We start from the raw sequence: 13,160 nt of genomic DNA, 5'->3' as shown, positions 1-13,160 counted from the left end.
TTCAGAGGGCAGAGCACCCTCATCCAACGCCGCCTAATTCGCTTCGCTCATAAGGCTCTGCATCCTTCTCCCTCACGGGAGAAATATTGCCCGCCTCAATCAGCGAACAGCAGCACCGGCGTTTCCAGAAAATGCTTGAGCGCCTGCACATAGCTGGCGGCGTCATAACCATCGACCACACGGTGATCGCAGGAAATCGACAGGTTCATCAGCTTGCGCGCCTCGATCTCGCCGTCGATGATCATCGGGCGTTCGACAATCTTGTTCGGTCCGATAATCGCGACTTCGGGACGGTTGATCACCGGCGTTGTGGCGATACCGCCCAACGGACCGAGCGACGTTAGGGTCAGTGTAGAACCCGACAACTCCTTTGCAGTCGCACTGCCATCGCGCGCTGCGGCGGCGAGGCGGGCGATCTCCGAAGCCAGTTGCCAGACATTGAGATCCTGCGCATCGCGCAGCACCGGCACCATGAGTCCCTGGTCGGTTTGCGTTGCCATGCCCAGATGCACCGATCCATGCCGCGTGACAAAGCCGGCTTCATCATCATAGGTCGCGTTGAGCATCGGAAATTGCGGCAGCGATTTGCAGATCGCCACGATCATCAAAGGCAGCATCGTCAGCTTCGGACGGTCACCGCGATTGGCGTTCAGATCGGCTCGCATATCTTCCAACTCGGTCATGTCGATTTCGTCGACATAGGAAAAATGCGGAATATTCCGCTTCGATTCTGCCATATTCTGTGCAATTTTGCGGCGCATTCCGATAACTTTTATCACTTCATCGTCACGTTTTTGCACGGTTCCTGCCGGGCGATATCCCTGCCCCGAACCATAGTTCAGATAGGCGTCGAGGTCGCTGTGACGGATATGCTCGCCCTGCGCCTTTACCTGGCTGAGGTCGACCCCGAGATCGGCCGCCCGCTTGCGAACGGCGGGTGTCGCGAGTGGCTTTGGCTGATTGGTTGGTGCGGCAGTGACGTCAGTTTCGGGTGCCTTTACAGACGAAACTTCAGACTCTTTCATAAGAGATGAGTCCGTCGAAGTATCCGCACTATCCTCTTTGTTTTCAATAACTTCCTCTGGCGGCAAGACATCATCCGCGGCCGTGTCGGCATCCGTGCTGGATGCTTCCAACTCTTCCATTTCCTCGACGTCAACATCACCGTCGACTTCGATCTCGACCAGCATCGAACCGATCGCGACAATGTCGCCTTCCTCACCGGCGAGACCAACGATCTTGCCCGAAACCGGGGCTTCCATCTCGACCGTCGCCTTGTCGGTCATGACATCGGCAATCTGGTCATCCTCGGCCACGACATCGCCGACCCCGACATGCCATTTGACGATTTCCGCTTCGGCAATACCTTCGCCAATATCAGGCAGATTGAATATATATTTGCTCATGATTTCAAGTCCCTGACAATTTTTTCCAGCGCTTCGCCGATCCGGACCGGTCCGGGGAAATAGGCCCATTCCAGACTGTGCGGATAGGGCGTGTCAAATCCCGTCACCCGTTCAATCGGTGCTTCGAGGTGATAGAAGCAGCGTTCCTGTACCAGAGCCGACAGCTCGGCGCCAAAGCCGCTGGTCCGCGTCGCTTCGTGCACAATCAGGCAGCGTCCGGTTTTCCTGACCGAAGCTTCGATTGTCTCGATGTCGACCGGAACCAGGGTCCGCAGATCGATGACCTCGGCGTCGATACCATGTTCCTCGACCACCGCCTTGGCGACATGGACCATCGTGCCGTAAGCAAGGACCGTCACCGCATCGCCTTCGCGCACGATCTTCGCCTTGCCCAGCGGAACCGTATAATGACCCTCCGGCACTTCTGACTCGGCAAATTTGGACCAGGGCGAAACCGGGTTGTCATAATAGCCGGTGAACGGACCGTTATAGATCCGCTTGGGCTCGAGGAAGAGTACCGGGTCATTATCCTCGATCGAGGCGATCAACAGTCCCTTTGCGTCATAAGGCGTTGACGGAATGACAGTTTTCAGACCCGAAACATGGGTAAACATCGCTTCCGGCGACTGGCTGTGCGTCTGCCCGCCAAAGATACCGCCACCAACAGGAGACCGGACGGTCATCGGCGCCGTGTATTCGCCTGCCGAGCGATAGCGCAGCCGGGCAGCTTCGGAAATCAGCTGGTCCATGCCGGGATAAATGTAGTCGGCAAACTGGATTTCCGGCACCGGTCGCAGACCATAAGCACACATGCCGACCGCAGCGCCGATGATCCCGCATTCGGATATCGGCGTGTCAAAGCAGCGGGTCTTGCCGAATTTCTCCTGAAGCCCGGCAGTCGCGCGGAACACGCCACCGAAATAGCCGACATCCTCGCCCATGATCACGACATTGTCGTCGCGTTCCATCATCGTCTCGAGGCCGCTGTTGATGGCCTCTATCATGTTCATGACGGCCATTTGATTTCCCGCTCTTTGTTGGCCTGTGCAGCCTGTTCCTTGAGATGCCAGGGCATTTCTTCAAACACATCCTGAAACATGGTTTCAAACGGCTGGTGCAGACCGTGGCCCAATATGCCGTTCTTGGCCGCCTCCTTGACCGCTTCCTTGACCGCTTCGAGACATTCGGCGTCCAGCGCTTCCTGTTGTTCATCGCTCCACACGCCGCGCTGGATCAGATGCTTGTTAAGCCGATTGATCGGATCACCGAGTGGCCATTCCTCGCGCTCCTGCGCGCTGCGATAGGCGGTGGGATCATCGGAAGTGCTGTGTGCTTCCGCGCGATAGGTGAAATGCTCGATCAGGGTCGGCCCCTGATTGGTCCGTGCCCGTTCTGCGGCCCAGCGGGTTGCGGCATAGACCGCCAGCGGGTCATTGCCATCGACCCGCAAGGCGGCGATGCCATAGCCAGCGCCGCGGGCGGCAAATGTCGCCCGTTCGGCACCGGCGAACCCGGAGAAGGACGATATTGCCCACTGGTTGTTGACGATATTCATGATCACCGGCGCATTATAGACTGCGGCAAATGTCATCGCTGCGTGAAAGTCGCCCTCGGCGGTCGAGCCCTCGCCGCACCAGACCGCGGCAATCCGGCTGTCGCCCTTGCTGGCACTGGCCATCGCCCAGCCCACGGCCTGCGGATATTGGGTGGTCAGATTGCCCGACACGGTGAAGAAGTTGAGCTCGCGCGAACTATACATGATCGGCAGCTGGCGCCCCTTGAGCTTGTCCGCCTTGTTCGAGAAAATCTGGTTGACCATCTCGGTCAATGGATAGCCACGAACAAACAATATGCCTTGTTGACGATAGCTCGGAAAGCACATGTCATCCGCGTGCAATGCCATGGCAGCGGCAACCGACGTCGCTTCCTCGCCGGTACATTTCATGTAAAAGCTGGTCTTTCCCTGACGTTGCTGTCGATGCAACCGGTCATCAAATGTGCGCACCTGAACCATCGTGCGGAGCATCTTGAGCAGCGTCTCGTCGTCCAGCTTCGGATCCCAGGGACCAACGGCAGCATGATCGTCATCGAGCACACGGATCATGTCATCGACCATGTCCCGCATGTCTTTGGGCTTGGTGTTTATATCCGGCCGCGCCTGCGCGCCCGCCGCAGGAATCTCGAGACCGCTATAGTCGACCGTGTCGCCCGGGCGAAAATTCGGCTCTGGCACGTGCAGAGACAGGGGGGGCAAATTGCTTTTGGGTTTTTCGTCAGCCATCGAGCCTCTCCAGCAAGAGTCGCGCATTTGTTGCGCTGCAATATTAATTCAACAAGCTGTTATAATATTACAAAACCCAATTTAGGTCAATCTCCCTGCCCTTTTAATGGATTAAACAGCTACCGGCGCGGAAATATGCGATTGGGGCGCATAGTCCTGCACCTCGAAATCACCGATCTCATAGTCAAAAATCGAATCGGGCTTGCGCAATATTTTCAATTTCGGGGCCCCGGAAGGCTCGCGCGCGATCTGTTCTTCTACCAGATCGGCATGATTGAGGTAAAGATGCACATCACCACCGTTCCACACCAGCTCTCCGGGTTCCAGATCACATTGCTGCGCGATCATCCGGATCAGCAGCGCCGCGGAAAACACGTTGAACGCAAAGCCGAGACCCAGGTCGCAGCTCCGCTGATAGAGGATCGCGGACAATTTTCCGCCGGCAACGTAAAACTGGTAGGTCTTGTGGCAGGGCGGCAACGCCATCTGGTCCAGTTCCGCGACATTCCAGCCGGTAAAAATATGACGCCGGGAGCCAGGGTTATTCTTGATCCCGTCAATCAGCAGCTCGATCTGGTTGATACCCTTCTCTTCCCGACGAAACAGCCCCTCACCTGCTGGCGTATAACGCGGCCAGTCGACCCATTGTTTGCCATAGACCGGCCCCAGGTCGCCCCATTTTGCCGCGAACATATCATCCTCGATGATCCGCTGTTCGAAAGCATCCCGGTCAATTTGCTCGCCGCTTTCCTTGCGATATTTGTCGAGCGGCCAGTCTGTCCAGATATGCACTTTCTGCTTCACCAGCTCGCGAATATTCGTGTTCCCGGTGAGGAACCAGAGCATTTCCCGCGCCGCAGTTTTCCAGAATACCCGCTTGGTCGTCAGCAGCGGTATAGCGTCGTCGGCGAGGTCAAAGCGCATTGTGACGCCGAATGTCGCACGCGTGCCGATACCGGTCCGGTCGACACGTTCATCCCCCTGCGCCCAAATTTGCCGCATCAGGTCGAGATATTGCTGCTCATAATGTTGCCCGGGAATCAAACCATCAATCTCCAACCAGTTGTCCGGCAAACGCTAGACCGCTCTGGCCATATCCTCAACCAAATCCGGTTGAACCAAGATCAAGATCGAGAATCTTCTCGGGCAATGGTGATGGCTTGAACCGGAATCGGGTTTCGAATATTATCGGCTGGTCGCAGCCGTTCGAGCGGAAACAGGACAACGGATCGGGAAGTAGCTCAGTCTGGTAGAGTATTGCGTTCGGGACGCAAGGGCCGGAGGTTCAAATCCTCTCTTCCCGACCACCGCTTTTTCGAAAAGGCAATCCGGACTACAACTAGGCCATCAGCGTGTAATTTTTCTCGCCAGCACCGCGGCACATCTGCTTGGCTATTCTTGTTTCCTCGCCGTCGATAATCGCCACATCCGTTATATTCAGGCATTTCCGACCATCGGGTTCGGCGGTCAATGCGGTGATTGTCGACGAACCGGAAACATCGGCACGGGTCGGACTCTGCCATGTCGCGACGGCGCCGACCTCTTCTTTTTCAACGATCGCCAATGTCGCTTCGGCTGCCTTTTCCTGTTCTTTTTCGTCAAGCTGGCAGGCAATTTCTGCGCCGATAACGCCGCCAAGGCCACCGGCGATCAATGTTCCGACCTTGCCCAGACCAGCTGCATTTCCCAGCGCACCGCCAAGCAGTCCGCCGATCAGGCCGCCACCGCTTCTTGCGCCCTTGCATTCTTTTGAACCGGTTTTTTTCTTCTTTTTCGTGGTCTTGCCGGAGTTGGCGGCCTCACTGGCCAATACCGTTCCATTTTCCATTTCTCCGGCAGATCGGTCCATCCTCAGCTTGGGCCGAGCGAGTGCCAGTTCGACGTCGAATTCCGGCACAGGATAGCCACCGCACCCGGTATTGAAACAGAAGCGATCTTGCAGATATTCGCGATCCTTTTGATATCGCGCCTCGGCTGCCCGATAGTCTGCCAGATTGATCCCTTCCGGGTCGGAGTCGGCATGTTCCTGCATCATCATCGCATAAAAGCCGTCCTGGCTCTTGGGCGAATATTGCATATTACCGCCGACTTTATCGACATAGAGCTGGGAGATGGCTTTCTGATGCTCGATCATCCGTTCGCGAAACGGAGTGAGGGTTTCGCTATAATATTGATCGAGCTTGACGGTGCACTGGTTGATGTCCTCCGCTCTGTCGAACGGCATTTGGAACACTTCGTGGCTCTCACGGCAGTCCGGATAGCCCTCTTTGGGCAGTTCCGGTGTCGCAGGCAGGCTTGGCAAATCCGGCTCTGCCGTTGACGGTGGCACGTAAGCCAGCTCGGCCTCCGTCCTCTCGACAGGAGCGGTTGACGGCGTTGAAGCTTCCGGCTCGCTCAGGCGGGGAGAATCCGGCTCCGGGTAAGAGGGTTCAGCAGAGTCGGAAGGACCAGCCGCCGCTATTACCGCCGGCGGCTTGGGTTCCTTGGGCGTCGCCCGAACAAGATAGACCGGCGTACCCGTGATACCAACGCTCGCGAATGGGCGCTGGACTCCGCCAGTGAACGCCTCGACATCATCACGGACTATTCCCCCCAACATCTGAAGGGGCAGGTCGGATTGTTGCAACCGCTTGGCCAGCGATGACGCAAACGGAGAATTAAACCCGCTACCGTCGGTTGATACTTGACCCGGGCCGGCCGCGTAGATGAGCAGGACATCATTGGCATCAAATTTCGCCAAGCCTTGTGGAACAGAGCGGCTGTTCGGAGCCCACCCCTGGCCAAACTGGTTTGTCCGCGAGGCATCAACTATGACCATGGTGATCGTGGCGCCGGAAGCCGACTCGATCAATCCGCCAAGACTGACCGATTCAGCGGCGAGATCGGCCAGTGCGACAAGTTCGGCATCGATCGGAAGAAGCCAGTTCTTCCCCTCGGCCTCCAGGCCGTGACCGGCATAATAGATCATGGCAACTTCTGCACCGTCCGCCTTCTCCCGAAATGCAAGAAGCTCGCGCTGGAAGCTGCTCATCGTCAGATCAAGCGCGACTGTCACATCATCAAAGCCGGCTTCTCGTGCTGAATCAGCAATAATATTGGCGTCATTGACGGGAGTGGCCAAGGAGCGGGTGTTGACATAGGCCGAATTGCCGATGACCAGCGCAACCCGTTTGGCTTGAACCGTTGCCGGGAAAAGCAATGCCGCAAATATGACTATCAATATTCCAAGTCGGATGATCGAATACCCCCTGTGGTTCCAACGTAACAAACAAACGGGCATTCGCCCAAGGCGCGACGATGAAAGGCCAGTGCGAAGGCTGCTCCCCTCCTCCGCAATTGCTACACCGCTTTAACCAAAGATCACAAAATAATGCAACGTCCATGACCGAGAACGGGCTGGCCCTTGTTGCTCGTGATCCGGGGCCGGCAACGCTGATCACGATTGTAAACGAGGAACGCGATGCCGGGTCACGAAAGCGAGGCTGTTCAATCAAATGCTGACGACCGGGAATCAGGCTTGCGATTCGTTTGGAGCCCGCCAAAATATCGAAAATCGCCACAACGCATCGGCATGCATCCAGATCTGGCGTCTCAGGCAGATTTCGAAGCCGATGTAAACTTTGTAACATACTGTTATCTATCGTTATAAATTCGTAATTGGGCGTTAACCTTATCTTGAACATCGACCTGTAGTGCATAACAACATGACCACGTGCGTTTTGATAGTCGATGACCGACCAACTAATCTGAGAATCTATGCTCAGTTTGTGACCCTAATGGGGGAACGATATTCCGCTGTCACATACGCTGACCCGGTAGAGGCTCTGCATTGGCTGCGCGACAACCAGGTCGATTTGATGGTGGTAGATTATCGGATGCCGCAAATGAACGGCGCGGAATTTATCCGAAAAGTCCGGATGATGCCCGGTACAAGCGAGGTGCCGGCAATCGTCATCACCGCGCATCAAGACCGTGAATGCCGGCTTGCTGCCCTTGATGCCGGTGCCACAGATTTCCTGCAGAGCCCTGTTTCGCATGTTGAATTCTGTAGTCGCGCGCTGTCGTTGCTGACAAAAAGCAAGAAAAGCGTGACGCTGCGCCAACGTGCATCGGAAACCGAACGCAAACATGCAAAGATCGGTGAAACGACATCTATCGAGGGTCCTTCGGGCAAAAGCATGCTCGAACAGATAATCGACACGATCCCGATCATGATCAACGCCACCGATCGTTCCGGAAACTGCCTTTTTACAAATGCTTACCAATCGGCCTTGTTCGACAAAGACCCCGACGAGATGGTGGGCGCGGATTTTGCGAGCTTTTTCGAGCCCGCTCTGGCCGCCAATTCGCGGCGCAGGAATGAGCTAGTACTCAAATCCGGGCTTGCGATTCCGCATTATGAAGAAAAGATCACCAGCGATGGGGTCGACCTGATTTTCCACTGCAACAAATCGCCTCTGCTCAACCACAAGGGTGAAGCCATTGGGGTTCTCACGACGGCAGTTGATATCACTGCCCGGAAATTTGCAGAAGAACACAGAACACATCTGGCCCTGCATGACATGTTGACAGGCTTGCCCAACCGTGTGCTGCTTGCCGAGAATGTCAAATCCACCATTGATCATTGCAAGAAATCGAATGGCAAAGCAGCCCTTTTGCTGCTCGACCTTGATCGTTTCAAAATCATCAACGATACGCGCGGCCATCACAGCGGCGATGCACTATTGCGAGAGGTTGCCGACCGCATTTCAAGGGTCATCGGTTCCGAGGATTTCGCGGCGCGCATCGGCGGTGACGAGTTTGCCATTATCCTGAACAAATTTGACAGCGTCGATTCCCTCAACTCTCGCTGCACCAAAATACTCAATGCGATCAATGAGCCTTACGCAATCAGTGGCGTGGGTCAGGTTATCAGTGCATCTATTGGTGTCAGCCTTATACCTGACGACGGGGATGAATATGAGGAAGTTCTGCGCATGGCAGACCTTGCCATGTATGACGCCAAGGCCAATGGCCGGAATTGTCACCGGTTCTTCTCCGAAGACATGAATGACATCGCGCAAGCCGACGCCGCTCTTGAAAATGAATTGCGCGACGCGCTGAGCGAAAATCAATTCTCGCTGGAATATCAGCCCATTGTTGATGCCCAGACACTCGAATATGTTGGCCTTGAGGCTCTCATCCGATGGGATCACCCCATCAGGGGACGGCTGCTGCCGATCCAGTTCATCCGGGTTGCCGATGACAGCGGACTTATGGACCTGTTGGGCAATTGGGTGATTGGCGAGGTCTGCCGCGAGATCAAGGCCCATGCCGACGAGGGCATTGATCTGCCCCGCGTCGCTATCAACGTTTCGCCGCGACAATTCCAGAATCACAATCTTTGTGACGAACTGTTGGCCAGCATCGAAGCCAACGGGATTGATCCGTCCAAGATCACCATCGAGATTACCGAAGAATTGCTGATCGACAATAACGATGAAGTAAGAGCCACGCTCGATCGAATCCGCAGCCATGGAGTCGGCATCTCGATTGACGATTTTGGCACCGGCTATTCATCGCTGCAATATTTGCGGGACCTGCCAGCCAATTGCCTCAAAATCGATCGCACATTCATCTCCCGGATCGAACATAGCGCCGCGGACCGTGCCATCATCGGCACTATCGCGCATTTGGCCCATGCTCTGGGCATGCGTGTCGTCGCAGAAGGCGTCGAAAATGATGCGCAGCTGGATCTGTTGCGGATTTCCGGTTGCGACGAGATTCAGGGGTTCCAGATCGCCCGCCCCCAACGCGCCGAAAATCTTCGCAAATTATTTGATGGGCGAAAGGTTGATCAACCCAGCCGTTCGGCTGAAGGCTAAACATCATGTCGCCTCGACCGTCCCGTGCTTCGCCAAAGCCGCATGACCATCACATAAACACACCCTATGGCATGGATGGCCAACCGCGCGATCGCGATCGCGAACATGAAATGATCAAGAACCGGATCATTTTAATCATTCTTGCCTGGTCAGCCTGCGCAATTCTGGATGCACCGTCCGATCTGATTATCGGCTTCAGCGTCTACTTCGTCGTCGGCATCACCATTGCAATCGCATATCATGTGGATCACAAAGCTTCGAATTTGAGGCGTTTCATAGGCCTTTGTACCGATTTTGGTGCTGCGGCTTTTATATTCCATATCGGCGGGGCAAGCGTCGCCGCCCTCTATCCACTAATGCTCTGGGTCATTCTCGGCAATGGTTTCCGATTTGGAGTGACCTGGCTCTTTCTGGCTTCGGCCATGGCCGCGATCGCATTTGGATGGACCATCTATACCGTCGACTTCTGGCGCGACAGCCCCTCACTGTCGATCGGCCTTCTTGTAGGGCTGCTGGTGATCCCGGCATATTGCTCGACGCTGATAACAAAAATCTCGCAGGCCAAGGAACAAGCAGAGGAAGCGAACAAGGCCAAAAGCCTCTTTCTCGCGAGCATCAGCCATGAATTGCGCACGCCGTTGAACGCGATCATCGGCTATGGCACGCACCTTCTGGAAATGAAAATGCCGGACAAGCAGCATCAGATGATCGCGACCAGCGTATCTGCGGGTCGCCATTTGCTTCATCTGATCAACCAGCTGTTGAGTTTCGCGCAATCCGATTCCCGCGATGAACTACCTGCACCGAAAGACTTTTCTCTAGTCAATGTACTTTCCGAAGTCCGCGAGATCATGCAGATTGCAGCTGACGAGAAAGATCTCAAGATCGTCCTCCAGGCGGATCCGCACAGCGACCGGATCATCTCCGGCCAGCTGGATTTTGTCCGCAATATTCTCATCAATCTGACCAGCAACGCAGTAAAATTCACCAAATCCGGATCAATCACCTTGCGGTGCGGATTGGGCGCGGAGAACGACCCTGACCGTGACTGGATGTGGATGTCGGTCACCGACACGGGTCCTGGAATTGCAGAGGAAGCACACCAGAAAATTTTTGATGTTTTCCATCAGGCGGATGACACGATCGCCAACGAGTTCGGTGGCACCGGACTGGGACTGGCGATTTGCCAAAAGCTCGCCATTCAGATGGGTGGGGATATTGCGGTGGAAAGCGAACTTGGCGCGGGCAGCACGTTCACCCTTTCATTCCCGACCGGACTTCCGGACGTCGATGACCATGATGCGGAGGTCGACGCCGTAAGAATATTGTCGCTGACACGGGACGAAGATGCACCAGTCATTTGCAACGACGACAATCAGTCAATTGTAATCGACCATATTCAATGCCGTCCATCCGACAATATCGAGAAGATACTCTCGCAACGCAATTGTCGAGATTATGATATTGCGCTGCTGGATGAGGCGATCGCGGATGATCATGATGACGCATCTCCGTTATGGTCCGCATTCCGGGAAGCCAAACTTCCGCCCGTTCTGTTAGCCCAGGGCAAGGAGAAAAACCTTAACGACCTGCAACTTCGGGCCGCCTTCGCCACGCTTCTCCCGGCAGGTTCGGACTTTGGCACCATTCGTAGCGCCGTCCAGATTGGCTGTTCCTTTGCGGACGCAGGCTCACAACCGAAACAGAATCCGATAGATGAAAGCCCGTCGGTGCAAATGTCGCCGGTCCGCGTACTGATCGCTGACGACAATCGCACAAACCAGATGGTACTGGAAACGATCCTGGCCAATGCCGGCCACGAAGTCACCGTGGTCGCGGACGGCGAGAGAGCGCTCGCAGAACTCGAGCAAAAATCCTTTGATATCGTATTTCTGGACGTCAACATGCCGATCATGGGAGGCGTCGAGTGTTGCCAGCTATGGCGTCAGATTGAAGGTCCCAGACAACATATTCCGATCATCGGATTGACCGCTGACTCCACCGAGGAAACCGAGAAAAAATGCCTTGATGCCGGCATGGACCTTCGGATGACAAAACCGATCGAGGCGCAAGAGCTTATCGAGGTCATAGCGTCCCAAACGGCCAATCTCGACGGACAGCCAGACGAGACTGTCGCATCCGATCCGCTGGGCGTGGTCAGCAATCTCGACGGCAAAAAGCACCTGCTGGAATTACCCGCGATTGACCAGACCCAGCTCGATTATCTTCTCTCGATCGGAGACGAGGCTTTCGTCCAATCGATTATCGAAACCTATCTCGAAGATGCCAGCGCAATCCTGATCGCGTTCAAAAAATCAGTCGATGAGGAATCGGTCGAAGATTTCCGCTTCCACGCTCACGCGTTCAAGAGCGGGGCCGCAAATGTCGGCGCAACCTACCTCGTCGAGACTTGTGCAAAGCTGGAAGTCATTAGCGAACCAGAGTTCAAAAGCCGCCGGTTTGCCTATCTGGCGAAAGTTGAACAACTGGTTGCCGACATACGCAATTGCCTCGATCGTTCTTCAACAGAAAATCAGGACGAGACGACCGTTGAGCCGCTTGACCGTCAGACTGCTCGCAACGACCGCTGAATGCGGCGATCCTGCGCTGTTGCCAGCCGCTCCATCTTCCGGACATCTGCTTCTTCCAGATACAGTGCGGTCTCCGCCCATGTATCGGTAATCTCCAGCAACTCTTCAAGACTGACCGGGCTAGCGATTTTCCTGGCACGATAGACGGCACGTTCGGCGTGGAACCGTTTGCGGTTTTCCTTGGTATATTCGATAATCGCAGCCTCGCCCATGCCATCTTCAGCGAGAATGTCGACCACACCCATGTCATACAGCTCGCTAGCGGTGAAAAGCTTGCCGTCGAGAATGAAGCGCTCGGTATCTTTCCGTCCCAGACGCTGCCGCAGGAAGCTATAGGCTCCCATGCCCGGGAAGAGATTGAACAATATTTCAGGCAGCCCCAGTCGCGCGCTTTTTTCGGCGACCAGAATGTCAAAAGCCAGTGCATGTTCGAAACCACCACCCAGCGCGTCTCCCTGCACCAGAGCCATGGTTATAATGGGTGCGCCAAAACCGGTACTGTTTTCATACTGCATGTGAACGCAAGTACGCGCGTATTTCTTCAACGCTCCGAGATCACGGCGCCGGATACAAGCCGCGAAATGCTTCAGATCCCCACCAAGATTATAAATGCCGGGAGTACGCGATCCGCAGACAAAATAACGCAAGGGATCCGCCGCCTTTGACCCGTCCATGGCATAGTTGGAATGAATCCAGTCCTGGACCTGCTGGATTTCGTCTCCCAGTTCATAGGTGTAGCTCGGGCGCGACTTCTGGTTCATGTAGCACCAGAAAATCTCGTCAGAACGGTCAAAACGGAGATCGATTTCTCGGAACTGCTTCTGGAAAATATCAGGATCGGGAATGGACGCAGCCTCGGCTAGCAGATCACTTTCCTCGATCCGCAAGCTCTCTTTCGGATCATTGGCCGCTCGGCTGCGAAAATCCATACTCTACTCCCTGGCTGGCAAAGGTTTTGACAAAACTCAATCTAACAAATTCCCTCGCCTAAGGTATCGAGTTTTATGATATGCCCCAT

Annotated in this window: 8 protein-coding genes and 1 tRNA gene; 3 read left to right on the top strand and 6 right to left on the bottom strand. The window is 55.1% G+C overall.

The features are described 5' to 3' along the window. Positions 1–95: 95 nt before the first annotated feature. The 4 genes from HUO14_RS06190 to thyA all read right to left on the bottom strand — a co-directional run bounded on the left by HUO14_RS06190 (position 96) and on the right by thyA (position 4,746). Positions 96–1,406, bottom strand: a complete 1,311-nt coding sequence (locus HUO14_RS06190; RefSeq protein ID WP_176279011.1) for a dihydrolipoamide acetyltransferase family protein — start codon at positions 1,404–1,406, stop codon at positions 96–98. After that, positions 1,403–2,416, bottom strand: coding sequence for an alpha-ketoacid dehydrogenase subunit beta (locus HUO14_RS06185; RefSeq protein WP_176279509.1), 1,014 nt, complete (start codon positions 2,414–2,416; stop codon positions 1,403–1,405). Before HUO14_RS06185 ends, HUO14_RS06190 begins: the two co-directional genes overlap by 4 nt. Next, a complete protein-coding gene (locus HUO14_RS06180) occupies positions 2,413–3,687 on the bottom strand; it encodes a 3-methyl-2-oxobutanoate dehydrogenase (2-methylpropanoyl-transferring) subunit alpha (RefSeq protein WP_176279010.1) in 1,275 nt (424 codons plus the stop codon). The genes HUO14_RS06185 and HUO14_RS06180 overlap by 4 nt, the downstream gene beginning before the upstream one ends. 111 nt (positions 3,688–3,798) lie before the next feature. Then, positions 3,799–4,746 (bottom strand): thymidylate synthase, encoded by a 948-nt coding sequence (gene thyA / locus HUO14_RS06175; RefSeq protein WP_281365381.1) that lies wholly within the window; start codon positions 4,744–4,746, stop codon positions 3,799–3,801. Positions 4,747–4,917: 171 nt separating this feature from the next. Here thyA and HUO14_RS06170 point away from each other — a divergent pair. Next, positions 4,918–4,994 (top strand) — tRNA-Pro (locus tag HUO14_RS06170). Between the two features lie 32 nt (positions 4,995–5,026). Here HUO14_RS06170 and HUO14_RS06165 read toward each other — a convergent pair. Then, positions 5,027–6,907, bottom strand: coding sequence for a caspase family protein (locus HUO14_RS06165; protein ID WP_176279009.1), 1,881 nt, complete (start codon positions 6,905–6,907; stop codon positions 5,027–5,029). A 484-nt stretch (positions 6,908–7,391) separates the two neighbouring features. Here HUO14_RS06165 and HUO14_RS06160 point away from each other — a divergent pair, with 484 nt between their 5' ends. Both HUO14_RS06160 and HUO14_RS06155 read left to right on the top strand, forming a co-directional pair. After that, on the top strand, positions 7,392–9,551 hold the full coding sequence (locus tag HUO14_RS06160; RefSeq protein ID WP_176279008.1) for a putative bifunctional diguanylate cyclase/phosphodiesterase: 2,160 nt from the start codon (positions 7,392–7,394) through the stop codon (positions 9,549–9,551). A gap of 5 nt (positions 9,552–9,556) precedes the next feature. After that, the gene (locus HUO14_RS06155) at positions 9,557–12,142 is read left to right on the top strand and encodes an ATP-binding protein (protein WP_176279007.1); all 2,586 of its coding nucleotides are present in this window, start codon (positions 9,557–9,559) and stop codon (positions 12,140–12,142) included. Here the strand turns inward: HUO14_RS06155 and HUO14_RS06150 are convergent. Then, complete coding sequence (locus tag HUO14_RS06150; RefSeq protein ID WP_176279006.1) at positions 12,118–13,071, bottom strand: crotonase/enoyl-CoA hydratase family protein; 954 nt, start codon at positions 13,069–13,071, stop codon at positions 12,118–12,120. The two genes, HUO14_RS06155 and HUO14_RS06150, sit on opposite strands and share 25 nt — an antisense overlap. Positions 13,072–13,160 lie beyond the last annotated feature (89 nt).

Origin of the sequence: Parasphingorhabdus flavimaris (assembly GCF_013371215.1) — a bacterium.
GTDB classification, from domain to species: Bacteria; Pseudomonadota; Alphaproteobacteria; order Sphingomonadales; family Sphingomonadaceae; genus Parasphingorhabdus; species Parasphingorhabdus flavimaris.
Note: the sequence above shows the minus strand (reverse complement) of the source record. Positions and strands in the feature narration are given on the sequence as shown.

Coding starts and splice junctions, on each gene's coding strand:
- HUO14_RS06190 (WP_176279011.1), bottom strand. CDS start 1,406: ATGAGCAAATATATATTCAATCTGCCTGATATTGGCGAAGGTATTGCC.
- HUO14_RS06185 (WP_176279509.1), bottom strand. CDS start 2,416: ATGAACATGATAGAGGCCATCAACAGCGGCCTCGAGACGATGATGGAA.
- HUO14_RS06180 (WP_176279010.1), bottom strand. CDS start 3,687: ATGGCTGACGAAAAACCCAAAAGCAATTTGCCCCCCCTGTCTCTGCAC.
- HUO14_RS06160 (WP_176279008.1), top strand. CDS start 7,392: ATGACCACGTGCGTTTTGATAGTCGATGACCGACCAACTAATCTGAGA.
- HUO14_RS06155 (WP_176279007.1), top strand. CDS start 9,557: ATGTCGCCTCGACCGTCCCGTGCTTCGCCAAAGCCGCATGACCATCAC.
- HUO14_RS06150 (WP_176279006.1), bottom strand. CDS start 13,071: ATGGATTTTCGCAGCCGAGCGGCCAATGATCCGAAAGAGAGCTTGCGG.